This is a genomic window from Streptomyces sp. CA-106110, assembly GCF_050936285.1.
In the GTDB taxonomy this organism is placed as follows: Bacteria; Actinomycetota; Actinomycetes; order Streptomycetales; family Streptomycetaceae; genus Streptomyces.
In genome coordinates, this window is the sequence record NZ_JBNJNB010000001.1 from 3404750 (window position 1) to 3429964 (window position 25215).

A 25215-nucleotide genomic window follows, 5' to 3' on the forward strand; every position below is an offset into this window, starting at 1 on the left:
AGGGGTAGGTTCGGCCCATGGCAGCCACCACGCACACTGTCACCAACCAGGCTCCGCCCCTGGTGGGACATGACGTCTTCACCGCCGACCGCGCCCTCGTGGAGGCCGTCGAGCGGCATCTGGACCCCGCGCTTCTCGATGAGGCCCGCGACGAACTGTCGGGGCTCGGGCGGAGTGTCGGCTCCGCCCAGGTGCAGGAATGGGGCGCGCAGGCCAATGAGAACCCACCGAAGCTGCGGACCCACGACCGCTACGGCAACCGCATCGACGAGGTCGAGTTCCATCCGGCCTGGCACCGGCTGCTCGGCAAGGGTGTGGCCGCGGGCCTGACCTCGGCCTGGCCGCGCCCGGGCGGGCATGTCCGCCGCGCCGCCGCGTTCGTGCTCTGGACGCAGGCCGAGGCCGGCAACGGCTGCCCCTTGTCGATGACCCACGCGGCGGTGCCCGCGCTGCGCACGGACCCGGCGCTGGCCGCCGAGTGGGAGCCCCGGCTCACGTCCATGGTCTACGACCGGGGTCTGCGTCCCGCCGCGGAGAAGGCCGGTGTCCTCTTCGGCATGGGCATGACGGAGAAGCAGGGTGGCAGCGATGTGCGCGCCAACACGACGGCGGCCCGGCCGCTCGCCGAGGACAGCACATACGAGCTGACGGGCCACAAGTGGTTCTGCTCGGCGCCCATGTCCGACGCGTTCCTGGTGCTGGCCCAGGCACCGGACGGGCTGACCTGCTTCCTCGTCCCGCGCGTGCTGGAGGACGGCACCCGGAACGTCTTCATGATCCAGCGGCTCAAGGACAAGCTCGGCAACCGGTCCAACGCGTCCAGCGAGGTCGAGTTCGACGGCACCTGGGCGCGCCGGGTCGGTGAGGAGGGGCGCGGGGTGCGCACCATCATCGAGATGGTGGCGGCCACGAGGCTCGACTGCGTCCTCGGCTCGGCGGCGCTCATGCGGCAGGCCGTGGCGCTGGCGATCCATCACTGCACCTACCGGGAGGCGTTCGGCGGCACGCTCGTCGACAAGCCCCTGATGCGCAACGTACTGGCCGACCTGGCCCTGGAGTCGGAGGCGGCTACGACCCTCGGGCTGCGGCTCGCGGCGGCCTACGACGACGGCAGCGAGCAGGAGCGGGCGTTCCTCAGGCTCGCGGTGCCGGCCGCCAAGTACTGGGTGACCAAGCGGTGCACTCCGCTGGTGGCGGAGGCGTCGGAGTGCTTCGGCGGGAACGGCTACGTCGAGGAGTGGGGCATGCCCCGGCTGCTGCGGGAGTCCCCGCTCAACTCCATCTGGGAGGGCGCGGGCAACGTCCAGGCGCTCGACGTGCTGCGCGCGCTCCAGCGCGAACCGCAGGCCCTGAACGCCTATCTACAGGAGGTCGGCCTGGCGCGTGGCGCCGACCACCGCCTGGACGGCGCGATCAAGAACCTGCTCGCCGAACTCGCCGACCTGGACGGCATCGAGGGGCGGGCCCGCCGCGTGGTCGAGCGGATCGCGCTGGTGCTCCAGGGATCGCTGCTGGTCCGCTACGCGCCGCCGGAGGTCGCGGACGCCTTCTGCGCCTCCCGGCTCGGCGGCGACTGGGGCTCGGCCTTCGGCACGCTGCCGCACAGCCTGGATCTGGCCACGGTGGTGGAGCGGGCACGGCCCGTCGTCTGACGCTCGCCGCGGTCTCTCACGGCCCCCTGGGCGCGCACGTCACGGGCTCCCCCAAGCCCGTGACGCAACGCGCGTCCCCCCGGGGGCGCGTGTGGCGGGGGTGGTGCTGCGCCGACACGGCACCACCCCCGCCCCTGGCCCCGTTTCAAGGACCACGGCCGCCGCGTGAGCGGCGTTGAACAAGTTTCAATGACCGCCGGACCGTTCGCCAGGGTTGCAAGGGGTTGCAACTTGCTGCTCGCTGTTGCCGGAGTGCACCCCTCCGTAGCGGGCAGGCGGCAAGATGAGACCCAGCGTCAACACGGGTTCCGTGGCTCATGCCCGGAATCCGCCGGCGGTCACGCACGGCGAGTGAGCCGAGGGGCGTGCGGCATCCGCTGAGCTGCCCACGGCGAACGAGCCAGGAACAGGGGGAAGTTCAGTGACGCACTCGACCAGGAAAGACGTCACCCGGCTCGTCGCGCTGGATGCCACGCAGGCGGCGCGCGTGCTCAACGAAGTACGCAGCGCCACGCTCTCGGGACAGCGCGCCCCCGTCGCGCCGCGCCCGGTGATCGAGGCGTCGTGGGGACGGATGCTGCGCAGCGGCGTGGACCCCGACCAGGACTTCCGGGCCGGCCTGCTGAGCCGTGAGGAGATCGAGCGGCGCCGCCAGGACTCGCCGCTGCGGCGCGTTCTTCCGGTGCTGCGCGAGGGCCTGCTGTCGGTCGCCGACGTGGCGCAGCACATCATGGTCGTCGCGGACGCGGAGGGGCGGGTGCTGTGACGCGAGGGCAGCTCGTCGGTGCTGCGCAAGGCGGACGGAATGGGCTTCGAGCCCGGTGCGGACTGGGGCGAGAGGGTCGTCGGCACGAACGGCGTGGGCACTCCGACGGTGACCCGGCGCCCTGTGCAGGTGTTCGCCTCGGAGCACTTCGTACGGTCCCACGCTTCGTGGACATGCACGGGTGCCCCGATCACCGATCCGCGCGACGGCCGGCTGATCGGGGTCGTGGACGTCAGCGGTCCGCTGGAGACGATGCATCCGGCGACGCTCGCCTGGGTGGACGCGGTGGCGAAACTCGCGGAGGCACGGCTGCGGGAGCTGCATCTGACCTCCTTGGAGCGGCTGCGTGCGGTGGCGGCACCACTGCTGGCCAAACTGGGCGGCCGGGCGCTGGCGGTGGACACGGACGGCTGGACGGCCGCGGTGACCGGGATGCCGTACACCGGTCGTGTCGCCCTGCCCACATCGCTGTCGGCCGGCCACTGCCTGCTGCCGGCCTGGGGACCCTGCACGGTGGAGCCGCTGCCGGGCGGCTGGCTGATCCGGATCGCGGACGCACCCGCACCCGCACCCGTACCCACCACACGTGTCGTCCTGGACGTGGCACACCCGCGCCGCTGGTCGGTGACCGTGTCGGGCGACACGGGCTCCTGGACCCATAAACTCAGCTCCCGGCACGCGGAGTTGCTCTATCTGCTGGCCATCAGCCGCACCGGTCGCACGGCCGCGGCCCTGGCCTCCGACGTGTTCGGCGACCCGGCCCGCACGGTCACGGTCCGCGCGGAGATGTCCCGGGTGCGCCGATACCTGGGGGCGTTCCTGGAACACCGGCCGTATCGTTTCTGCGATTCCGCGGAAGTGGAGTTGCTGGCCCCTGCCGACCCCCGTGACCTGCTGCCGCACTCGGTGGCGCCGGGGGTGGTACGGGCGCGGGGCAGCCTGCTGGACCACATCGGCGCACAACTGGCCCTGCCCGGCCCGGAGACCGGCTTCCAGCTCGCCCCACCGCTCGTCCCCCGCCCCGGCGTTTAGCCCTCATGGTGGGGACAACCCTCCATTTTCCCCGGTCTTCGACCGGCTCCGCATCCTTCTGCCGTAGCATCCCTCCCACAGGCCACCCCACCCGCACCTCACGTCAATGTCCGGACACCGAGGAGCAGTTGGCCTACGCCGGGAGGTTGTATGACGCACCGTGGCCGACATCGCCGCAGGCGCAGGGGTCGTGCGCTGCGGGCCACGCTGGCCGGGGCCGCGCTCGCGCTGACCGCGGCCGCCACGCTGATCAGCACCTCACAGGCCGCCGGCGGGGACGACCCCGGCAGCCTCACCCGGGTCACCGGCGCGGCCCGGACCGCGACGTTCCGCCTCCATGAAAACCTCACCGACCGCACCACCCTGGACAGGCTCACCCACGCGATGGGGGGCGGCGTCGACGTCCACGGCGTCCTCGCCTCCGCCGACCGCACGCTGCGCGACCGGTCCGCGTGCGACGCCGCCGAGACCGCCGCGCTGCCGGTGAAGCCGACCGCCACGCGGGCGTACTGCTGGGACCACAAGGACGCGACGACCGCGCAGTGGCTGCCCCGGTCCGTCACCACCTCCGGGGACGCCGAAGCAGACGGCCGCTGGGGCCCCGACCGGGTCATCCTGGCGGGCTGGACGCACAACGACCGCGCGCCGGGCGAGCCGGCCGCCGACCGGGGCCTCGCCCGTATCGCCTTCGTCGACGCCGACGACCGCGCCCGCCTCGCCTACCGCTGGGTCCTGCTGGTGGCCCCGCGCGCCGGCGGCAAGGACTTCAGCGCCGTACGCACCACCCTGTCCGGCATGGTCTGGTACCGGGACAAGCTCTTCGTCACCTCCCGCGACTCCCTGCTGGTCTTCGACCTGCACCGCATCCTGCGGGCGGACGTCGACAGCCCCGCCATCGGCCGGGTCGGCCGCGGTTATGCCGCGCACGGCTACCAGTACGTGCTCCCGACGATCGGCTCCTACCGTCTGACCGGCGGCCCCTGTTCCACCGCCGACGACCGCTCGGTCGCCTGCTTCTCCGCGCTCTCGCTCGACCGCACCTCGACACCGCACAGCCTGGTGGCCGCCGAGCGGTTGCGTGCCGGCAGCAGCGCCACATCGACCCGCCTGTGGCGCTACCCGTTCAGCACCGTGCCCCGCCACGCCGGTCTGCTCGCCACCGACACGCACCACGACGTCGCGGCGAGCGAGTCCTACGAGACGGAGGCGACCGGGGTGCGGGGCGTGCTCTCGCACCGGCGCAACGGGGCGGCCCGGAGCGACTGGTACGTCGACCCCGCGCCCACCGTCCGCGGCCGGCACGGCACGCTCTGGCGGCAGAACGCCTCCGGAGCCAAGGCGGCCACCTGCTCAGCCGACGAGACCCAGGCCTGCTGGGGCCGCCACACCGCCTCCCTGTCGTACTGGCAGGAGACCGGCGAGCTGTGGACGCTGACGGTGGGAGCCGTGAGCGAGGACGCGGACGAGGGACTCACGGCGGCCGGGGGCCGGGTGCTGTACGCGGTGCCGCTGGACTCGGTGGACGACGCGCTGGACTAGGAGCCCGGCCCCCGGCCGCGACCCCTTTGTCGTACCGCGGACCTCCGTGATTCCCTGACCGCATGAGCACCCTCACCGTGACCACGTGGTCCCTGGAGCAGACGTCCCCGGCCGATGTGCTGCCCGCGAAGGCCCCCGAGGGCGACGTCCGCGTCGTCCGTGCCCAGGTGCCCTCGCCGGAGTTCAGCCGCTTTCTGTACGCATCGGTCGGCGGGGACATCCGCTGGACCGACCGGCTCGGCTGGACGTACGCCCGGTGGGAGGAACATCTGAACCGGCGGGGTGTGGAGACCTGGGTCGCTCACGAAGGGGGGACGCCCGCCGGGTACGTGGAGCTGGAACCGCAGGACGAGGGCGCGGTGGAGATCCTCTACTTCGGGCTGCTCCCGGCGTTCCGGGGCCGGCGCATCGGCGGGCACCTGCTGTCGTACGGCGCCGCCCGCGCCTGGGACCTCGCGGACCGCTGGCCCGGGCTGGCCCCGACGAAGCGGGTGTGGGTGCATACGTGCAGCAAGGACGGCGAACACGCGATGGACAACTACCTGCGCCGTGGCTTCAGGCTCTTCGACACCAAGGTCGAGGAGGAGCCCGACGCGCCGACCCCGGGGCCCTGGCCTGGGGCGTACCCAGCCTGACCTGCGTTGACACAACCATTCACGGTCCTGTGACCGATGACACCCTTGTTCCACATCCCGGGACAAGGGTGTCCGCATGATGGATAAAGCTGGACTGCGTCCAGAGCACCGTGCCACGCTTCCATCATGTCTGGAACTGGAGTTGCCTTGGTGAGTCGGCGGCACGTCGACCTCGGCCGCATGTCCAGCGCCATCTGTCCGGCGAGCTGACAGCCTCCAGCCAGCCCGGTTTTCCCTTTATTTGCCTCGTCGCGCACTGCCGCGCACGCCTCTCGCATGCCCGTGCGCGCAGGTCAGAGCCGCTTCCCCTGCCTGTCCGAAGGACGTATCCACCATGGCTGCCACCCCGGAGAATCCTGCCACGCCCCGCCGCAAGGTGAGCCGTCACCGTGGCGAGGGCCAGTGGGCCGTGGGTCACTTCACCCCGCTCAACGGCAACGAACAGTTCAAGAAGGACGACGACGGTCTCAATGTGCGGACACGCATTGAGACGATCTACTCCAAGCGGGGCTTCGACTCCATCGACCCCAACGACCTGCGGGGCCGGATGCGCTGGTGGGGCCTGTACACCCAGCGCAAGCCCGGGATCGACGGCGGCAAGACCGCGATCCTGGAGCCGGAGGAGCTGGACGACACGTACTTCATGATGCGCGTCCGGATCGACGGCGGCCGGCTGACCACACCTCAGCTGCGCGTCATCGGCGAGATCTCGCAGGAGTTCGCGCGCGGCACCGCCGACATCACCGACCGGCAGAACGTCCAGTACCACTGGATCCGGATCGAGGACGTGCCCGAGATCTGGAACCGCCTGGAGGCCGTCGGTCTCTCCACCACCGAGGCCTGCGGTGACACCCCCCGCGTGATCCTCGGCTCGCCCGTCGCCGGCATCGCCGAGGACGAGATCATCGACGGCACCCCGGCCGTCGAGGAGATCCACCGCAGGGTCATCGGCAACCCGGCGTTCTCGAACCTGCCGCGCAAGTTCAAGACCGCCATCTCGGGATCGCCGCTGCTCGACGTGGCGCACGAGATCAACGACGTCGCCTTCGTCGGCGTCGTCCACCCCGAGCACGGCCCGGGTTTCGACCTGTGGGTCGGCGGCGGTCTGTCCACCAACCCGAAGATCGGGCAGCGGCTCGGCGCGTGGGTCCCGCTGGACGAGGTGCCCGACGTCTTCGAGGGCGTCATCTCGATCTTCCGTGACTACGGCTACCGGCGGCTGCGCAACCGCGCCCGGCTGAAGTTCCTCGTCGCCGACTGGGGCGTGGAGAAGTTCCGTCAGGTGCTGGAGGACGAGTACCTGCAGCGGAAGCTGGTCGACGGCCCGGCGCCCGAGCAGCCCGTGGAGCGCTGGCGCGACCACGTCGGTGTGCACCGGCAGCAGGACGGCCGTTTCTACGTCGGGTTCGCCCCCCGGGTCGGCCGGGTCGACGGCGCCACGCTGACGAAGATCGCTGAGCTCGCCGAGGCGCACGGCTCGGGCCGGGTCCGTACGACGGTCGAGCAGAAGATGATCGTGCTGGACGTGGTGGAGTCGCAGGTCGACTCGCTCGTGTCGGGCCTGGAGGCGCTCGACCTCACGGTGCACCCCTCCCCATTCCGGCGCGGCACCATGGCCTGCACCGGTATCGAGTACTGCAAGCTCGCCATCGTCGAGACCAAGGCGCGCGGTTCCTCGCTGATCGACGAACTGGAGCGCCGCATCCCCGACTTCGACGAACCGATCACCATCAACATCAACGGCTGCCCGAACGCCTGCGCCCGTATCCAGGTCGCGGACATCGGCCTCAAGGGCCAGCTGGTCCTCGACGACCAGGGCCGACAGGTCGAGGGCTTCCAGGTGCACCTGGGCGGCGCGCTCGGCCTGGAGGCCGGCTTCGGCCGCAAGGTCCGCGGCCTGAAGGTCACCTCGGAGGAGCTGCCGGACTACGTCGAGCGCGTCCTCAAGCGGTTCCAGGCGGAACGCGAAGAGGGCGAGCGGTTCGCGACCTGGGCGGCCCGGGCTTCCGAGGAGGCGCTGTCGTGAGCGAGCGGGCCGCCCCCTTCTACTGCCCCTACTGCGGCGACGAGGATCTGCGTCCGAGCGAGCAGGGCCACGGCGCATGGGAGTGCGGAGCGTGCAATCGAGCCTTCCAGCTGAAGTTCCTGGGGCTGTTGGCCCGGGGGCTCGTGCAGACCGATCGGGGAGGGGACGGGACATGACGACGACTCGGGACGAGCGGGGTACCGGCGAACTCAGGGCACTGGCCGAGCAGGCTGGGCGCGACCTGGAGGACGCCTCCGCGCTGGAGATCCTCCGATGGGCGGCCGACACCTTCGGCACGGGCTTCTGCGTGACCTCCTCCATGGAGGACGCGGTGGTCGCCCATCTCGCCTCGCGCGCGAGGCCCGGCGTCGACGTCGTCTTCCTCGACACCGGCTACCACTTCCCGGAGACCATCGGCACCCGTGACGCGGTCGAGGCGGTGATGGACGTCAACGTCATCACGCTCACCCCGCGTCAGACGGTCGCCGAGCAGGATGCCGAGTACGGCCCGAAGCTGCACGACCGCGACCCCGACCTGTGCTGCAAGTTGCGCAAGGTGCAGCCCCTGGAGGAGGGGCTGACGGGCTACGACGCCTGGGCGACCGGACTGCGCCGGGACGAGTCCCCGACCCGGGCGAACACCCCGGTCGTCGGCTGGGACGAGAAGCGGCAGAAGGTCAAGATCTCGCCCATCGCCCGCTGGACCCAGGACGACGTGGACGCGTACGTGGCCGAACACGGCGTCCTGACCAACCCGCTTCTGATGGACGGCTACGCCTCCGTGGGCTGCGCGCCCTGCACCCGCCGGGTCCTCGCGGGCGAGGACGCGCGGGCCGGGCGCTGGGCGGGCCGGGGCAAGACCGAGTGCGGGCTGCACGACTGACCATGACGGACATTCAGGAGACATACGTGACGACCGGGGCCACCGTCTGGCTCACGGGTCTGCCGAGTGCCGGCAAGACCACCATCGCGTACGAGCTGGCGGGCCGCCTGCGCGAGGAGGGGCACCGTGTTGAGGTGCTCGACGGCGACGAGATCCGCGAGTTCATCTCGGCGGGCCTCGGCTTCGGCCGCGCGGACCGGCACACGAACGTGCAGCGCATCGGCTTCCTCGCCGACCTGCTCGCCCGCAACGGCGTCAAGGCGCTCGTACCGGTGATCGCGCCGTACGCGGACAGCCGTGAGGCGGTGCGCAAGCGCCACCAGGAGAGCGGGGCGCCGTACCTCGAGGTGCATGTGGCGACCCCTGTCGAGGTGTGCTCCGTACGCGATGTGAAGGGCCTGTACGCCAAGCAGGCAGCGGGCGAGCTGAAGGGCCTGACGGGCGTCGACGACCCGTACGAGGAGCCCCTCTCGCCCGATCTGCGGATCGAGTCCCAGAACCAGACCGTGCAGGAGTCCGCGGCGGCCGTGTACGCGCTGCTCAGCGAAAGGGGACTGGCATGACGACCGTCGCCGAGGTCAAGGGGGGCGGCGAGGGCACGGTCAACCCGTACGCCCTGAGCCATCTGGACGCGCTGGAGTCCGAGGCGGTCCACATCTTCCGCGAGGTTGCGGGCGAGTTCGAGCGGCCGGTGATCCTCTTCTCCGGCGGCAAGGACTCCATCGTCATGCTGCACCTCGCGCTGAAGGCCTTCGCCCCCGCGCCGGTGCCGTTCTCGCTGCTGCACGTGGACACCGGGCACAACTTCCCCGAGGTGCTGGAGTACCGGGACCGTGTGGTGGCCGCCCATGGGCTGCACCTCCATGTGGCCTCCGTCCAGGACTACATCGACCGCGGTGTGCTCAAGGAACGGCCCGACGGCACCCGCAACCCGCTGCAGACCCTGCCCCTCACGGAGAGGATCCAGGGCGAGCGGTTCGACGCCGTCTTCGGCGGCGGCCGCCGCGACGAGGAGAAGGCCCGCGCCAAGGAACGCGTCTTCTCCCTGCGCGACGAGTTCTCCCAGTGGGATCCCCGCCGCCAGCGCCCCGAGTTGTGGCAGCTGTACAACGGGCGCCACGCCGCCGGCGAGCACGTCCGCGTCTTCCCGCTGTCCAACTGGACCGAACTGGACGTGTGGCAGTACATCGCCCGCGAGCACATCGAACTGCCCGAGATCTACTTCGCGCACGAGCGCGAGGTCTTCCAGCGGGGCGGCATGTGGCTGACCGGTGGTGAGTGGGGCGGTCCGAAGGACAGCGAGACCGTCGAGAAGCGGCTCGTCCGCTACCGGACCGTGGGTGACATGTCCTGCACCGGTGCCGTCGACTCGGACGCGGTGACCCTGGAGCAGGTCATCGCCGAGATCGCCGCCTCCCGACTCACCGAGCGCGGCGCGACGCGCGCCGACGACAAGCTCTCCGAGGCCGCCATGGAGGACCGCAAGCGCGAGGGGTACTTCTAGCCATGACCACGACCACCGAACTCTCCGCCACCACCCTCCTGCGGTTCGCGACCGCGGGTTCGGTCGACGACGGCAAGTCCACCCTCGTCGGGCGGCTGCTGCACGACTCCAAGTCGGTCCTCGCCGACCAGCTGGAGGCCGTCGAGCGCGCCTCGGCGCGCCGCGGCCAGGACGGACCGGACCTCGCGCTGCTCACCGACGGTCTGCGCGCCGAGCGCGAGCAGGGCATCACCATCGACGTCGCCTACCGCTACTTCGCCACCCCGCGCCGCCGGTTCATCCTCGCCGACACCCCCGGGCATGTGCAGTACACCCGCAACATGGTCACCGGCGCCTCGACGGCCGAGCTCACGGTGGTCCTCGTCGACGCCCGCAACGGCGTCGTCGAGCAGACCCGCCGCCACGCCGCGATCGCCGCCCTGCTGCGCGTCCCGCACGTCGTGCTCGCCGTCAACAAGATGGACCTGGTCGACTACCAGGAGCCCGTCTTCGCGGCGATCTCCAAGGAGTTCACCGCCTACGCCACCGAGCTGGGCGTCCCCGAGGTCACCGCGATACCGATCTCCGCACTGGCCGGCGACAACGTCGTGGAGCCGTCCGCGCACATGGACTGGTACGGCGGCCCGACCGTGCTGGAGCACCTGGAGACCGTCCCGGTCAGCCACGACCTGGCGCACTGCCACGCGCGGCTGCCCGTGCAGTACGTGATCCGTCCGCAGACCGCCGAGCTCCCGGACTACCGCGGGTACGCGGGGCAGATCGCGGCCGGCACGTTCCGCGTCGGTGACCGGGTCACCGTCCTGCCCTCCGGCCGCACCTCGAAGGTCTCCGGTATCGATCTGCTGGGCAAGCCGGTCGATGTGGCGTGGACCCCGCAGTCGGTGACCCTGCTGCTGGAGGACGACGTCGACATCTCGCGCGGCGACCTGCTCGTGCCGAGCAAGGATGCGCCCGCGACCACCCAGGACATCGAGGCGACGGTCTGCCACGTCGCCGACCAGCCGCTGACCGTCGGTCACCGCGTGCTGCTCAAGCACGGCACCCGCACGGTCAAGGCGATCGTCAAGGACATCCCGTCCCGGCTCACGCTCGACGACCTGTCCCTGCACCCGCACCCGGGGCAGCTCGTCGCCAACGACATCGGCCGCGTGAAGATCCGTACCGCCGAGCCGCTGCCGGTGGACGCGTACGCGGACTCCCGGCGCACGGGCTCGTTCATCCTGATCGACCCGGCCGACGGCACCACCCTGACCGCGGGCATGGTCGGCGAGTCGTTCGCCGCGCCCGAGCCGGTGAAGGACGAGGCCGACGACGACGGGTGGGACTTCTGATCATGACCACCACCTGCTTCTACTCCATGTTCGCGAAGGAGGGCGGCCGTGTCGGCAGCGGCGCCCTCGGCAGCGGGCAGGGCGGAGTCGCGCGATGTGCACGGTGACGTACGCGCACTGCCTGCGCGCCCGGCCGACCCCCCACCCTCCCGCGAGCTCTCGGCTTCTCCCCCGCACCCGGCTTCGGCCGAGCGGCGGGACCGCCGTGGGCAGGGAGGTACCCCCGCATCGGAAGAGACGACGAAAACCTGCCGACCTCCCGGCCACGACCTGAAAGACCGTGACCGCCGGGCCAACGAGAGGAGCACCTCCCGTGCCTGCCAACCTCCCCCTTTCCCGGCATCGCTCGAATGGGGGCACCCCCATCCTGCGTCGCGGCATAGCCGTGCTCGCTGCTCTTCCCCTCCTCACCCTCGCCGCCTGCGGCTACGGCTCCCAGGCCAAGAGCGACTCGTCCGACCAGAAGGTCGCCGCCGGGGCCAAGAAGATCGACGGTCTTGACTCCGTGAAGATCGGGTACTTCGGCAACCTCACCCACGCGACCGCGCTCGTGGGCGTCCAGAAGGGCTTCTTCCAGAAGTCGCTCGGCGCCACGCAGGCCAAGTACCAGATCTTCAACGCGGGCCCCTCCGAGATCGAGGCCCTCAACTCCGGTGCCATCGACATCGGCTGGATCGGCCCCTCCCCGGCGATCAACGGCTACACCAAGTCGGACGGCAAGAGCCTGCGCATCATCGGCGGTTCGGCGTCCGGCGGCGTGAAGCTGGTGGTCAACCCGAAGAAGATCACGTCCCTGAAGGACGTCAAGGGCAAGAAGATCGCCACGCCTCAGCTCGGCAACACGCAGGACGTCGCGTTCCTCAACTGGATCTCGGAGCAGGGCTGGAAGGTCGACGCCGAGAGCGGCAAGGGCGACGTGTCCGTCGTGCGCACGGACAACAAGGTGACGCCGGACGCCTTCAAGGCCGGGTCGATCGACGGCGCCTGGGTGCCGGAGCCGACCGCCTCCAAGCTGGTCGCCGAGGGCGGCAAGGTGCTCCTGGACGAGTCGTCCCTGTGGCCCGACAAGAAGTTCGTGATCACGAACATCATCGTGTCGCAGAAGTTCCTCACGGAGCACCCGAAGGCCGTCGAGGCGGTGCTCAGGGCGTCGGTCGAGACCAACAAGTGGATCAACGCCAACTCGGACGAGGCGAAGGCCGCGGCCAACAAGCAGCTGGAGACCGACTCCGGCAAGGCCCTGCCGGCCGACGTCCTCGACCCGGCGTGGAAGTCCATCCAGATCACCGACGACCCGCTGGCCTCCACCCTCGACACCGAGGCGGAGCACGCGGTCAAGGCGGGCCTGCTCAAGGCCCCGAAGCTGGACGGCATCTACGACCTGACCCTTCTGAACAAGGTCCTCAAGGACGAGGGCGAGAGCACGGTCGACGACGCCGGCCTCGGCGCCAAGTAAGCCCAGACCCCGATCAGTTCCCAGGAGGTGACGACCATGGCCACCACCCTCGCCAGGGCCGCCGACGGTGCCGCGTCGGTCGGGCAGGCCGCCCGCATCGAGCATGTCTCGAAGTCCTTCGCCGGGCCCGCGGGGCAGCACCTCGCCCTCGACGACATCACGCTGGATGTCGCGCCGGGCGAGTTCGTCACCCTCCTGGGGGCCTCGGGCTGCGGCAAGTCGACGCTGCTGAACCTGGTGGCGGGGCTGGACCAGCCCTCCGCCGGCAGCATCACGACCGACGGGCGCCCGGCGCTGATGTTCCAGGAGCACGCCCTGTTCCCGTGGCTGACCGCGGGCAAGAACATCGAACTCGCCCTGAAGCTCAGGGGCGTTCCCAAGAACGAGCGGCGCGGCAGGGCCGAGGAGCTGCTCGAACTCGTACGCCTGAAGGGGTCGTACGGGAAGCGGGTGCACGAGCTGTCCGGCGGTATGCGCCAGCGTGTGGCGATGGCCCGCGCCCTGGCGCAGGACAGCCGGCTGCTGCTGATGGACGAGCCGTTCGCGGCGCTCGACGCGATCACCCGGGACGTGCTGCACGACGAGCTGACCCGCATCTGGCAGGAGACCGGTCTGTCCGTGCTCTTCGTCACGCACAACGTGCGCGAGGCGGTGCGGCTGGCGCAGCGTGTCGTACTGCTCTCCTCCCGGCCCGGCCGGGTGGAGCGCGAATGGCGGGTGGACCTTCCGCAGCCGCGCCGGATCGAGGACGCCCCGGTGGCGGAGCTGTCCGTCGAGATCACCGAAGTACTGCGTGGGGAGATCCGCCGTCATGGCCAGCACTGAGACGACGACCGGCACGACGGCGGACGCCCCCGTCAAGGACGGCAGCGGACTGGTCGGCCTGGAGGCGGGGCTCGACGCCCTGGAGTCCTCGGCCACGAGCCGTACGTCCTTCCGGCAGACCTTCGTCGGCAAGATCCTGCCGCCGGTCCTGGCGATCGCGGTCGTCCTGGTGATCTGGCAGGCGCTGATCACGCTGAAGGTCGTCGACGACCCCACCAAGCTGCCCTCGCCCGCCGATGTGTGGGGCGAGGTGAAGGACGCCTGGCTGCAGGGCAAGCTGCTCGGCTACATCTGGACCAGCGTCTCGCGCGGTCTGCTGGGCTTCCTGTTCGCGCTGGCGATCGGCACCCCGCTGGGTCTGCTGGTGGCCCGCGTGAAGTTCGTGCGCGCCGCCATCGGCCCGATCCTGTCCGGGCTCCAGTCGCTGCCGTCGGTGGCGTGGGTGCCGCCGGCCGTGATCTGGCTGGGCCTGAACAACTCGATGATGTACGCGGTGATCCTGCTCGGCGCCGTGCCCTCCATCGCCAACGGCCTGGTGTCCGGCATCGACCAGGTGCCTCCGCTGTTCCTGCGGGCGGGCCGCACGATGGGCGCCACGGGCCTCAAGGGCACCTGGCACATCGTCATGCCGGCCGCGCTGCCCGGCTATCTGGCCGGTCTGAAGCAGGGCTGGGCCTTCTCCTGGCGCTCGCTGATGGCGGCGGAGATCATCGCCTCCTCGCCCGACCTCGGCATCGGCCTCGGCGCCCTGCTCGAGAACGGCCGCAACGCCAGCTCCATGTCCATGGTCTTCGAGGCCGTCATCCTGATCCTGTTCGTCGGCATCGCCATCGACCTGCTGATCTTCAGCCCGCTGGAGCGGCGGGTGCTGCGCAGCCGCGGCCTTCTCGTCAAGAGCTGATCTCCCATGCGCCATATGCCCCTTCACCCGCCTCTCGTGGTCATCGCCCACGGCAGCCGCGACCCGCGCCATGCCGCGACCGTGCACGCCCTCGTGAAGCGGGTGCGGTCGCTGCGGCCCGGGCTGCGGGTGGAGACCGGCTTCCTCGACTTCAACGTGCCGTCCGTGCACGGGCTGCTGGAGTCCCTGGCGGCGGAGGGAGTACGCGAAGCCGTGGCCCTGCCGCTGCTGCTGACCCGGGCCTTCCACGCGAAGGCAGATATCCCGGCGGTCCTGAGGCAGGCGCCCCGGCAGCTGCGGATCACGCAGGCGGAGGTGCTCGGCCCGTCGCCGCTGCTGTTGCGTGCCCTGGAGGAGCGTCTGTACGAGGCGGGCCTGACCCCCGCCGACAAGTCCTCGACCGGGGTCGTGCTGGCCTCGGCGGGGTCCACCGACCCGGAGGCGATCGCAGTGATCGCTGACATCGCGCGGGAGTGGCGGCACACCGGATGGTGCGCCGTGCGGCCTGCGTTCGCCTCCGCCTCGTCTCCCGAGGGGTTCCCGCGCACCGAGGACGCGGTGCGCGAACTGCGGGCGGCGGGTTGCGCACGGGTGGCCGTGGCGCCGTACGTCCTCGCCCCCGGCTTCCTCCCGGACCGCATCGCACGGGGCGCGGCCGAGGCCGATGTGCTGGCCGAGGTCCTGGGTCCCGCTCCGGAGGTGGCCCGGGTGGTCCTGGAACGCTACGACCAGGCGCGCCTGCCGGTGCTGACGGCCCTCGGGGCCTGAGGCGCCCGCCGCCCGCGCATACGCCGAGGGTGACGGCTCCGCCCCGCCCGCTTCGTTCAGTGGCCCACCGTGCCCACCGCGGTCTGCCGCGGGTCACGTCCACTCGCCGCCAGCGCGCGCTCGAACACGGGGGCGTCGTCGGGGACGGGGACCTGGTCGGCGAAGCCGTCGTACTGGCGGTAGAGGTCGCCGTGGGTCTCGACGACCTCCAGTACGAGCCGGCCCGCGCCCTCGGACACCCGGAACTCCTGCCCGGTGGCCGTCGCGACGTCCCAGCCGTGGACGGCCATCTCCTTGACGATCATCGCCGCAAGTTCGGCCGCGGGCATCTTCGCCATTCCGAGGTCGACCTCGCCCTCCCACACGGCGGGGTCGTCCCAGGCGGCGACGGCGCGGTCGAGCTGCTCGGCGTACGACTGGGCCCAGCCCGGATCCGCGGTGAAGTCGCGGGCGGTCAGCTCATCGGGGATCGGTGTGCGCAGGGCACGGTGCTCCAGGCCGTGCGAGGAGTACAGGACCCAGTGGTTCACCAGGGCGCGGACGTCCCAGGCCGGGCAGTGGGTGGGCTCGGGCAGGTGCTCCGCCCGGACCCCGCGGGCCACACGGGCGGCCTCGGCGGCGCATTCGACCATGTACGGATGCACGTTCTTGTACGGATCGCTCATGCCTCCACGCTAGGGACGGCCGGCAGGGTCCTCTTGAACAAACGCGACAGCTGCGCCGGTGGCCGCCGCCGCCCCGTCCGAAACCGAGCCCGCCCCTGCGGAGGTCAGCTTCCTTCAGCGGTCAGCTCGATCAGCTTGACGACGGTGTTCCAGTTCCGCGTGGTGGCGATCAGCCCCTTGTTCAGCCGGGAGCGAGACAGTTGCTCGGCGAGCTTGGAACGGCCCAGTCCGTCCGGCGCGTACAGGTACAGAACCCGGTCGCCGAGCCGGAACTCCTCGGGGAGGAGTACCGCTTGGTCGATCTCCGCGAAACGGGCCTCGTCGACCGGCGCGGAGTAGTAAGTGACGTGCAGTTGCCTTGCCTCCAGCTCGGCGGCCGGGAAGGGGCAGGCCTCGGCGACCGCCTTCAGATAGGTGTGGTCGCGCACGATCACGTCCACGGAGAAACCGAAGCGCTTCTCGATGGCCTCCCTGAGCTCCACGGCCAACGACTCCTCGTCCCCGCGGTCGGCGGCGAACACGGCCTGGCCGCTCTGCAGATGAGTGCGGACGCCGCTGTGCCCGAGCCCCTCGACGAGGGTGCGCAACTCGGCCATCGGCAGCTTCTTGTTGCCGCCCACGTTGATCCCGCGCAGCAGCGCCGCGTACTTCGTCGTCATCGCACCACCATAGGCCGGGCACCCGCGTCCGCGAGCGGCCTCCTCGACCCTGAGTCCGGCCCCCACCCGACCCCGACCGGGCGTAGGGGTCGGCTCCTCCCAGGTGGTGAGAGAAGGGGCATCCGTGGGGATGAGCCGGACCCTTCACGGTTCACCGACGAGCACGACGAGTCCTTCTTATCCGGCCCATACCTTCGAAACGAACGGTGACGGCAGGGGGCTGTCACCCGCGGACGAGGGGGCATGCCCGTCATGGGGAACGGAGAAACACGGGTGCGGGGCATCGCCGCGCGGGCCGGCGGCTGGAGCGCCCGGCACCGATGGGCTGCCGTCGGCATCTGGGTGCTGTTCGTCGTCCTGGCGATGGCCATCGGTTCGGCGGCCGGCCGGGTGGACGTCAAGGACAGCGACGAGCTCAAGGGCGAGACGCACACCGCAGCCAAGATCATCGAGGACGCCGGGATCAAGGAGCCGGCCGGTGAGACCGTGCTGATCCAGGGGAAGGACGGCGGCACCAAGGCCACCGACCCGCAGTTCCGCGCCGCCGTCACCGCGGTCGTGCGAGCGGTGGACGGCACCGGCCGGGTGACGGACGTGGCCTCGCCGTACGACACGAAGACGATCTCGAAGGACGGCCGCAGCGCGCTGGTGCGGTTCGACATGCGCGGCAACGCGGACACCGCGGGCGACCGCGTCGAACCGGTTCTGAAGGCCGTCGCGGGGGTCCAGAAGGACCACCCGCAGCTGCGGATCGAGGAGATCGGCAGCGCCAGCATGCAGAAGACGTTCTCCGACGCGTTCGGCGACGACTTCAAGCAGGCCGAGTACTCCGCGGTGCCGGTGGCGCTCGGCATCCTGCTGATCGCGTTCGGCGCGCTGGTCGCCGCGCTGCTGCCGGTCGCGCTGGCGATCACCGCGATCATGGCGACGATGGGTCTGATGGGCATCGTCAGCCATCTGCAGCCGATGAACGACACCGCCAACTCCGTCATGCTCCTCGTCGGACTCGCCGTCGGCGTCGACTACTGCCTGTTCTACCTGCGACGTGAGCGGGAGGAGCGGGAGGCCGGCCGGGATGCGCGGACCGCACTGAGCATCGCGGCGGCCACCAGCGGACGCGCCGTCATCGTCTCCGGTGTCACGGTGTGCGTCGCCATGGCGGGCATGCTGTTCACCGGCCTCGCCACGTTCGAGGCGATGGGACTGGCCTCGCTGATGGTCGTGGCGGTCGCCATGGTCGGCTCGGTGACCGTGCTGCCCGCGCTGCTGTCGCTGCTGGGCGAGCGCGTCGAGAAGGGCCGTCTCCCCTTCCTGCACCCGGACAAGCGACGGGACCGCGGAACCGGGTCCGGTGAGGGCAGCCGGGTGTGGGGTGCCGTGCTCAAGGTCGTCCTCGCCAGGCCCGCCGTGTCCCTGGTGATCGCGGCCGGAGCGCTGCTCGCGGTCGCGGCGCCCGCGCTCGGCATGAAGACCCAGAACCTCACCCTGGACCAGGAGTTCGGCGACAAGCTGCCGATCGTGGCCACGTACAACCGCGTCAACGACGCCTTCCCCGGCGGCTCCGAACCCGCTCAGGTCGTCGTCAAGGCCCAGGACATCAACGCACCCGCGGTGAAGACCGCGCTCGCCGACTTCCGCACGCGGGCCATCAGTTCGGGTGCCTCCCGCGGTCCGGTCGACATCGACCTGCACGACGCGCAGAACGTGGCCGTGATCTCCGTGCCGCTCGTCGGCGGCTCCGACCTGGACAAGGCGGGCAAGAGCCTGGAACTGCTGCGCGACGAGGTGCGGCCCGGCACGCTCGGGAAGGTGGAAGGCGTGCAGGCGCCGATCACCGGGCAGGTCGCCGGCTCGCACGACTTCAACGACCAGCTCCTGGGCTCGGTGGTGCCGGTCTTCGCCTTCGTCGTGGTCTTCGCCTTCCTGCTGATGCTGCTGTCGTTCCGCTCGCTGACCATCGCGATCACCTCCATCGTGCTCAACCTGCTGTCGGTGGGTGCGGCCTACGGCATCCTGGTCGCCGTCTTCCAGCACGGCTGGGGAGCGTCGCTGGTGGGCGCCGAGGGCGTGGGAGCCATCATCACCTGGCTGCCGCTGTTCCTCTTCGTCATCCTGTTCGGGCTCTCGATGGACTACCACGTGTTCGTGGTCTCCCGGATCCGCGAGGCCCGTCTGCGGGGCCGTACGACCAAGGACGCGATCACTCACGGTGTGGTGACCACGGCCGGGGTCGTCACCAGTGCCGCGGTCATCATGGTCGCCGTCTTCGCGATCTTCGGCACACTGTCGATGCAGTCCATGAAGCAGATGGGCGTGGGCCTGGCCGCCGCCGTGCTCATCGACGCGACCATCATCCGGGGCGTCCTGCTCCCGGCGGTGATGGCCCTGCTCGGCGAGCGCAACTGGTACCTCCCCAAGTGGCTGCACCGTCTGCCGGATCTGACGCACGACGAGTCGCCCGAGGCGGTGGCGCCGACCACCCGGGACGAGAGCGAACCGGTCCGCGTATGAACCCCTGCCAGGGAAGGGCCCGTCGGTCACTGGACGCCGACGGGCCCTTCCCCGTGCGCGCGTCTCACGCGTCCGGGAACCGGTGCCGGACCGCGGGTGACACCTCGCCGACGAGGACACGCGGACCGGACCGTGCCGACCGGAGCGCGCCGCTCGGCAGGCGGTCCTGGCCGGGCGGACGACCGGTTTTCCATGAATGCGACACTGACCGTCGGACGGCGCCGGGTCGCCGCCGTCCACCGGGCGGACGAGGTCGGAGAGGCGGACGATGGACGAGGCAGGGGCGCGCGAGGTACTGGCCGCGGCGGGGGTGCTGCCCACTCCGGCGCAGGACGCGGCGCTGCTCGCCCTCGGGGAGAACGCGGTGTTCGCCGCCGGGGACCTGGTCGTCAAGGTGGGACGCGACGCCGAGCTGCTGGAGCGGGCGCGCCGGGAGCTGGAGATCGCGGTGTGGCTGGCCGAGGCGGGCGTCCCGGCGGTGCGGTCCGCCGGGCCCGCACCGCTGCTCGTCGACGGGCATCCCGTGACGGTGTGGCACCGGCTCCCCCCTTCCGTGCGTCCCGCCGAGCCGCGGGACCTGGCCGAACTGCTGCGGATCGTCCACGCGCTGCCTGTGCCGCCCTTCGCGCTCCCGGCCCGGGACCTGCTGGGCGGCGTGGAGCGCTGGCTGCGCCTCGCGGGCGACGCGATCGACCCGGCGGACGCGGCGTATCTGCGCGAGCGCCGGGACGGATTCGCCGCCGCCGCGGCCGCGCTCACCCCCCGGCTGCGGCCTGGCCCGATCCACGGCGACGCACTGCCCCGCAATGTGCACGTCGGCCCCGACGGCCCCGTCCTGGTCGACCTGGAGACCTTCTCCGCCGATCTGCGCGAGCACGATCTCGTCGTCATGGCGCTCACCCGGGACCGTTACGGGCTTCCCGACGAGGCGTACGACTCCTTCACCGCGGCGTACGGCTGGGACGTGCGCGAGTGGGCCGGCTGCTCCGTGCTGCGCGGCGCCCGGGAGACGGCCAGCTGCGCCTGGGTAGCCCAGCACGCGCCCAGCAACCCGAAGGCCCTCGCCGAGTTCCGGCGGCGCGTGGCCTCGCTGCGGGACGGGGACGAGTCGGTGCGCTGGTATCCGTTCTGAGGCTTCGGTCTAGGTCGTGCCCGGGGCGGGCTCGCCCGGGTCGCGGTCCCGGATCGTGCGTGCGGCGCGGCGCAGCTCGGCCAGGACCGTGCGGACCGCCGTGCGGGCCGTACGTTCGGGGCGGTACAGCGCGTCGATGTGCCGCCTGGCCTGCACGCCGCCGATCGGTCTGAGGACCAGCGCCGGATGCGGCCGCATGGTCCAGCGCGGCATGAGAGCGATCCCGCCGCCCGCGGCCACGGCCTCCGCGACCACCGCGAACTCGTTGATGCGGTGGGCCAGACGGAGCCGGCGCCCGGCCGCGGCGGCGATGGCCTCGATGGTGGCCATGACGGGGAAGCCGTCGTGCACGGTGATCCACGGCTCGTCCGCCACGTCCCGCGGCGTCAGGCGCCGTTTGCCGGCCAGCGGATGACCGGCCGGCAGCGCCACATCGAGCGGTTCGTGCAGCAGCGTGGTCGCGGTCACCGTGCCCGGCCACGGCGGGGCGTGATCGAGCCGGTGGGCGAGCACCAGGTCGTACTCCCTGGTCAGCCGGGGGAAGTCGTCCTGCGCCACGTCCTCGTCGGCGAGCGCGAGCCCGGGTGTGCCGGGCCGGGCGAAGGCGCGCAGCAGCAGCGGGAAGAAGGCCGCGGCCGCGCTGTGGAACGCCGCCACCGACACCTCACCGTCCGGTCGCCCGACGAACTCCTCGACGGCACCGCGGGCCCGTGCCAGCGCGGTCTCCACCTCGACGGCCGCGCCCGCGAGCGCCTGTCCGGCGTCGGTCAGCACCAGCCGCCGCCCCTGCCGCTCGGTGAGCGGCACCGGGATCGCGCGCTGCAGCAGCCGCAGTTGCTGGGAGATGGCCGACGGCGTCACCAGCAGCGCCTCGGCGACGGCGGTGACGCTGCCCAGCTCACCCAGCTCCCGCAGGATCCGCAGCTGCCGTTCGTCCATTCCCGCAGTGTAGGACCACTGTGCAGGATTGCTAAAAGATCGATGAAGAAACTGGTTCTGGGCTTCAAGGTCCCCGGCGGTGCACCGTAGGCGGGTGTTCTACGCCCGCCGTACCGATGCGGTACTCCTCGTGGTCGCGCTCGTCTGGGGTTCCAGCTATCTCTCGGCCCGGACGGCCGTGTCCGCGCTGCCCGTCCCGCCGGTCCTGTTCGCCCGGTACGCACTCGCCGCCCTGGCCTGCCTCGCCCTCGTCGCCGTCCGCCGCGGACGGCGCCGGTGGACGCGCGAGGAGGTACGGGCCGGGGTGCCGCTCGGGCTGACCCAGGCCGCGGTGCTGGTCATCGAGACGTACGGAGTCGCCCACACCAGCGCCGCCAACGCCGGGCTGATCATCAGCCTCACCATGGTGCTCACCCCGCTGCTCGACCGCTCCGGTCATCCCGGCGGGCTGCCGTGGTCCTTCCACACCGCCGCCGGAGTCTGCGTCCTGGCCGTCGGGCTCCTGATGTCCGGCAACGGTTTCCACGCGCCCGGGCTCGGCGACCTGCTGATGCTCGGCGCCGCCTGCGTCCGCGCGGCGCACATGGCCCTCGTCGGGCGGCTGACCGCGGGCCGCGCGGTCCGCCCCCTGCACCTGACGGCGCTGCAGACCCTGGTCGGCACGGCGTTGTTCCTGCCGCCGGCCGCCACCCGGCTGCCCGGCCTCGCCACCGCCAGCGCCGCGACCTGGACCCAGCTGCTCTATCTCGCCCTGTTCTGCAGTGTGTTCGCCTTCCTCGCGCAGACGTGGGCGGTCCAGCGCACGTCCGCCAGCCGTGCCGGACTGCTGCTCGGCACCGAGCCGGTCTGGGCCCTCGCGGTGGGTGTCGTCCTCGGCGGCGACCGTCTCACTCCGCTCACCGGGCTCGGCGCGGCCCTGATGGTCGCCGGGACGTACTGGGGCCAGTCCGTGGAACGCGCCCACCGCACATCGGCGCCGGGCCGGGCGCTCGGCCCCTCCCCCGCCGCACACGACCCTCGCCTCCGCAGCGAACCCCGCACCGAACCCCGCACCGAAGAGGACGCCTCATGCCGGACCACGACACCTACCAGCGCCTGATCTCGCTGCTCGACTCCTCCCACGTCGACTACTCCCTCGTCGACCATGCACCGGAGGGCGCCACCGAGGCCGTCAGCGCGCTGCGCGGGCACCCGGCGTCCGAGGCGGCCAAGTGCCTGGTGCTGCGGGTCAAGGTCGACCGCCGTACCACCCGGCACGTCCTCGCGGTCGTGCCCGGGGACCGAAGAGTGGACCTGGACGCCGTACGGGAGCTGTTCGCGGCTCGTTACGCCGGCTTCAGCGACGCGGAGACCGCCGAACGCCTGGCCCGCGCCGTACCCGGCACGGTCCTTCCGTTCAGCTTCGACCCCGGCCTGGAACTCGTCGCCGACCCGGACGTCGTCGCCAGACCGCGGCTGTACTTCAACGCCGCCCGGCTGGATCGGTCGCTCGTCATCAGCGGCGCCGACTACGCACGGATCGCCGAGCCGCGCGTGGAACCCATCGCGGGCCCGGCGCCGGCATGATCCGCGGGGCGCCGTGGCGTGCCGGCGCCCCGGCTCAAGCCCTGCCGTGCACGGCCTCCCGCAGCGGCCATGTGCCGTCCACCACGGCCGCCGCGTCGCCCTTGCTGCGCAGGAAGCTCTGGAAGTCCGCCGCCCAGTCCGCGTACCACTCGATCTGGCGGCGGTGCAGCTCCGCCGGGCCGAAGGCCGCGACCTTCGGATGGCGGCTCGCTATCGCACCGGCGAGCCGGGCCGCGGCCAGGGCGTCCGCCCCGGCGTCGTGCGCGGCGTCCAGCGCGACTCCGTACTCCGCGCAGACCGCTTCGAGGTTGCGCTTGCCGCTGCGGTAGCGGTCGGCCCATCGGTCGATGGTGTACGGATCGATGACCGGGCCCGGCTCCGCGCCGCCCAGGCGGTCGCGCAGGGAGGGCAGGCCGTGCCGCCGCAACTCCGCGGAGAGCAGGGTGAGGTCGAAGGCCGCGTTGTAGGCGACGACCGGAACGCCCGTCTTCCAGTACGTCACCAGGACCTCGGCGATGGCGTCCGCGACCCGGTCGGCCGGTCCGCCCTCGGCCGCGGCGCGCTCATTGCTGATGCCGTGCACGGCGACCGCGTCCGCCGGGATCTCCACACCCGGGTCCGCCAGCCATTCCCGGCGGCCCAGCGGCTGCCCGTCCCTGACCTCGATCACCGCACCCGTGACGATGCGCGCCTCATACGGGTCCGTGCCAGTCGTCTCCAGGTCGAAGCCGATCAGCAGCTGTCGGTGCCAGGCCATGGCGGCCCCCTTCTCCGTGGTGCTCTCCCCCAGTGGTCTTCACCCTCCCATGCGCCACTGACAATCCAGGGTCCCCAGTCGTGCTCATGGTCCGGGACGCTTCAGGACACCGGGCGCGAATCGGCCCAAGCCAGCTCGAACTCCTCACGGTAGGCCGGGAAGAGACCGCTCTCGTCGGACTGTTCCGGCTTGACGACCCGGTTGCCGTTGCGCAGCACCAGCACGGGCGCCTCCATGCCGCGGGTGCGCCGCAGATAGGACTGCACCACCGCGATGCCGTCCGCGCCGTCCCCGTCCACCAGGTACGCGGTGAACCGCGGCGTCTCGTCGAAGACCTGAATCTCGAAGGCGCCCGGGTCACGCAGCCTCGAGCGCACCCGGCGCATGTGCAGGATGTTCATCTCGACGGCGCGGCTGAGCTCGCCCTTCCTTATGCCGAGCTCCCGCTCGCGCCGCTTGACCGCACTGGACGCGGGGTTGAGGAACAGCAGGCGCACCCGGCAGCCCGACTCGGCCAGGCGTACCAGGCGGCGGCCGGAGAAGTTCTGCACAAGCAGGTTGAGGCCGATGCCGATGGCGTCGAGTCGGCGGGCACCGCCAAAGATGTCCTCGGCCGGGAACCGCCGCAGCAGCCGCACGCGGTCCGGATGGACGGCGACCACGTCCGCATACCGGTCGCCCACCAGGTCCTCGACCGCGTCCACGGGCAGCCGCCGGGCGGAGGGCACGTCACCGCCCGCGCCCAGGACCTCCAGGAGCCTCGCCGACGCCCGCTCCGCCTGCGCGAGGACGGCCTCGGACAGGGCCCGGTTGCGGGAGACGACGTTCCGGGTCACTTCCAGCTCGTCCAGGGCGAGTTCGACGTCCCGGCGCTCGTCTATGTAGGGCTCGAAGCACGGCCAGTGCTGCACCATCAGCTCACGCAGCTGCGGCAGGGTGAGGAAACTGAGCACGTTGTCGTCGGCCGGGTCAAGCAAGTACCCCTTGCGGCGGCTGACCTCGCGCACCGCGACCGCGCGCTGTACCCACTCCTGGCCGGCCGGCCCGGCGGCGGCGACCACCCAGTCGTCCCCGTGGACGGGTTCGTAGATGGGACGGAGGACGGCGGCCACGACCGCGCGCAGCCGCTGCTCGACCAGGTTCAGCCAGATGTAGGCGCGCCCCGCCCGCTGGGCGCGGGTGCGCACCTCGCGCCACGCGTCGGCGTCCCAGTCCAGTTCCGGCCCGATGGAGCCCATTTCCATCGGCCGTGCCAGGGACACCGCCCCGGGCGGGACATCCGTGGAGTTCCCCTCGTGACCCTCGTCACCAGGGGGAAGCTCCAGCCCTCCCGAGCCCACCCGCGCACCGCCTTCCGCTCCCCGAGCCTCCCCAGGGGCCAGGCCCCAGCCAACGATCAAGGAAGGGTACTCCGGGAGTCTGGCACGATGCAGCCGGATGGACAGGGTCGTTTCTCAACTACCGTATTCCGCATGCCCGTTCCGGTTGGCGGGAGCGGGCCGCGTGAGCGGATTCATAGCCCTGACGTGGTACGGAGCGGCCAGGGGGCGCTGCCCGTGGAGGGCGACGCACTGCCGGCCCCCGGTCGGCACGATGGGGTGGCTGCCGGCGTCGGCCCACTCCACGGGGTGGCCGGGCGTTTGCCGGTTGACTCCCTTCCCATCGCTC

23 protein-coding genes and 1 pseudogene are annotated in these 25215 nt (G+C 71.5%); 19 read left to right on the forward strand and 5 right to left on the reverse strand.

Annotated elements, in window-relative coordinates; all coding sequences use genetic code 11:
• The first annotated feature begins 17 nt into the window (after positions 1-17).
• The 15 genes and pseudogenes from ACQEXA_RS15610 to ACQEXA_RS15680 all read left to right on the forward strand — a co-directional run bounded on the left by ACQEXA_RS15610 (position 18) and on the right by ACQEXA_RS15680 (position 15318).
• Positions 18-1652 carry an acyl-CoA dehydrogenase family protein gene (locus ACQEXA_RS15610; protein WP_432934092.1) on the forward strand — a complete coding sequence of 545 codons (1635 nt, stop codon included), beginning with the start codon at positions 18-20 and terminating at the stop codon, positions 1650-1652.
• Between the two features lie 421 nt (positions 1653-2073).
• Positions 2074-3450: pseudogene (locus tag ACQEXA_RS15615) on the forward strand (GAF domain-containing protein).
• A 150-nt stretch (positions 3451-3600) separates the two neighbouring features.
• Entirely contained in the window at positions 3601-4989 is a 1389-nt protein-coding gene (locus ACQEXA_RS15620) for a hypothetical protein (protein ID WP_432934090.1), read from the forward strand.
• 62 nt (positions 4990-5051) lie between these two features.
• Positions 5052-5624 (forward strand): GNAT family N-acetyltransferase, encoded by a 573-nt coding sequence (locus ACQEXA_RS15625; protein WP_432934088.1) that lies wholly within the window; start codon positions 5052-5054, stop codon positions 5622-5624.
• Positions 5625-5750: 126 nt separating this feature from the next.
• On the forward strand, positions 5751-5834 hold the full coding sequence (locus ACQEXA_RS15630) for a putative leader peptide (RefSeq protein WP_345942706.1): 84 nt from the start codon (positions 5751-5753) through the stop codon (positions 5832-5834).
• 124 nt (positions 5835-5958) lie between these two features.
• Positions 5959-7650, forward strand: coding sequence for a nitrite/sulfite reductase (locus ACQEXA_RS15635; protein ID WP_432934086.1), 1692 nt, complete (start codon positions 5959-5961; stop codon positions 7648-7650).
• On the forward strand, positions 7647-7826 hold the full coding sequence (locus ACQEXA_RS15640) for a hypothetical protein (RefSeq protein ID WP_059129589.1): 180 nt from the start codon (positions 7647-7649) through the stop codon (positions 7824-7826). The genes ACQEXA_RS15635 and ACQEXA_RS15640 overlap by 4 nt, the downstream gene beginning before the upstream one ends.
• Positions 7823-8533, forward strand: a complete 711-nt coding sequence (locus ACQEXA_RS15645) for a phosphoadenylyl-sulfate reductase (RefSeq protein ID WP_432934084.1) — start codon at positions 7823-7825, stop codon at positions 8531-8533. The genes ACQEXA_RS15640 and ACQEXA_RS15645 overlap by 4 nt, the downstream gene beginning before the upstream one ends.
• A gap of 26 nt (positions 8534-8559) precedes the next feature.
• A complete protein-coding gene (gene cysC / locus ACQEXA_RS15650) occupies positions 8560-9096 on the forward strand; it encodes an adenylyl-sulfate kinase (protein ID WP_359401818.1) in 537 nt (178 codons plus the stop codon).
• The gene (gene cysD, locus ACQEXA_RS15655) at positions 9093-10037 is read left to right on the forward strand and encodes a sulfate adenylyltransferase subunit CysD (protein WP_432934082.1); all 945 of its coding nucleotides are present in this window, start codon (positions 9093-9095) and stop codon (positions 10035-10037) included. Before cysC ends, cysD begins: the two co-directional genes overlap by 4 nt.
• A gap of 2 nt (positions 10038-10039) precedes the next feature.
• On the forward strand, positions 10040-11368 hold the full coding sequence (locus ACQEXA_RS15660; protein ID WP_360990003.1) for a sulfate adenylyltransferase subunit 1: 1329 nt from the start codon (positions 10040-10042) through the stop codon (positions 11366-11368).
• Between the two features lie 313 nt (positions 11369-11681).
• Positions 11682-12824, forward strand: coding sequence for an aliphatic sulfonate ABC transporter substrate-binding protein (locus ACQEXA_RS15665; RefSeq protein ID WP_432934079.1), 1143 nt, complete (start codon positions 11682-11684; stop codon positions 12822-12824).
• Between the two features lie 36 nt (positions 12825-12860).
• Complete coding sequence (locus ACQEXA_RS15670) at positions 12861-13649, forward strand: ABC transporter ATP-binding protein (protein ID WP_359401807.1); 789 nt, start codon at positions 12861-12863, stop codon at positions 13647-13649.
• Positions 13636-14550, forward strand: a complete 915-nt coding sequence (locus tag ACQEXA_RS15675) for an ABC transporter permease (RefSeq protein WP_432934077.1) — start codon at positions 13636-13638, stop codon at positions 14548-14550. Before ACQEXA_RS15670 ends, ACQEXA_RS15675 begins: the two co-directional genes overlap by 14 nt.
• Positions 14551-14565: 15 nt before the next feature.
• Entirely contained in the window at positions 14566-15318 is a 753-nt protein-coding gene (locus ACQEXA_RS15680; protein WP_432934075.1) for a sirohydrochlorin chelatase, read from the forward strand.
• A gap of 56 nt (positions 15319-15374) precedes the next feature.
• Here ACQEXA_RS15680 and ACQEXA_RS15685 read toward each other — a convergent pair whose 3' ends face one another.
• Complete coding sequence (locus ACQEXA_RS15685; RefSeq protein WP_432934073.1) at positions 15375-15983, reverse strand: TIGR03086 family metal-binding protein; 609 nt, start codon at positions 15981-15983, stop codon at positions 15375-15377.
• Between the two features lie 104 nt (positions 15984-16087).
• The gene (locus ACQEXA_RS15690) at positions 16088-16642 is read right to left on the reverse strand and encodes a DUF1697 domain-containing protein (RefSeq protein ID WP_432934071.1); all 555 of its coding nucleotides are present in this window, start codon (positions 16640-16642) and stop codon (positions 16088-16090) included.
• Positions 16643-16894: 252 nt separating this feature from the next.
• Between ACQEXA_RS15690 and ACQEXA_RS15695 the strand changes: the two genes are divergently transcribed.
• Positions 16895-19153: an MMPL family transporter gene (locus ACQEXA_RS15695; protein ID WP_432934069.1), complete on the forward strand. Its 2259-nt coding sequence runs from the start codon at positions 16895-16897 to the stop codon at positions 19151-19153.
• Between the two features lie 268 nt (positions 19154-19421).
• Positions 19422-20285, forward strand: a complete 864-nt coding sequence (locus ACQEXA_RS15700) for a phosphotransferase enzyme family protein (RefSeq protein ID WP_432934067.1) — start codon at positions 19422-19424, stop codon at positions 20283-20285.
• Positions 20286-20294: 9 nt separating this feature from the next.
• Here the strand turns inward: ACQEXA_RS15700 and ACQEXA_RS15705 are convergent, their stop codons facing one another.
• Complete coding sequence (locus ACQEXA_RS15705) at positions 20295-21224, reverse strand: LysR family transcriptional regulator (RefSeq protein WP_432934065.1); 930 nt, start codon at positions 21222-21224, stop codon at positions 20295-20297.
• Positions 21225-21303: 79 nt separating this feature from the next.
• On the opposite strand from ACQEXA_RS15705, the gene ACQEXA_RS15710 reads away from it, so the two are divergent.
• Positions 21304-22323, forward strand: coding sequence for a DMT family transporter (locus ACQEXA_RS15710; protein WP_432934063.1), 1020 nt, complete (start codon positions 21304-21306; stop codon positions 22321-22323).
• The gene (locus ACQEXA_RS15715) at positions 22293-22790 is read left to right on the forward strand and encodes a YbaK/EbsC family protein (RefSeq protein WP_359401779.1); all 498 of its coding nucleotides are present in this window, start codon (positions 22293-22295) and stop codon (positions 22788-22790) included. The genes ACQEXA_RS15710 and ACQEXA_RS15715 overlap by 31 nt, the downstream gene beginning before the upstream one ends.
• 34 nt (positions 22791-22824) lie before the next feature.
• On the opposite strand, the gene ACQEXA_RS15720 is transcribed toward ACQEXA_RS15715, so the two are convergent.
• Together ACQEXA_RS15720 and ACQEXA_RS15725 are read right to left on the reverse strand one after the other, a co-directional pair.
• Positions 22825-23547: a 3'-5' exonuclease gene (locus ACQEXA_RS15720; RefSeq protein ID WP_432934061.1), complete on the reverse strand. Its 723-nt coding sequence runs from the start codon at positions 23545-23547 to the stop codon at positions 22825-22827.
• A gap of 101 nt (positions 23548-23648) precedes the next feature.
• The gene (locus ACQEXA_RS15725) at positions 23649-24887 is read right to left on the reverse strand and encodes an SAV2148 family HEPN domain-containing protein (protein WP_432934060.1); all 1239 of its coding nucleotides are present in this window, start codon (positions 24885-24887) and stop codon (positions 23649-23651) included.
• Positions 24888-25215: the final 328 nt, after the last annotated feature.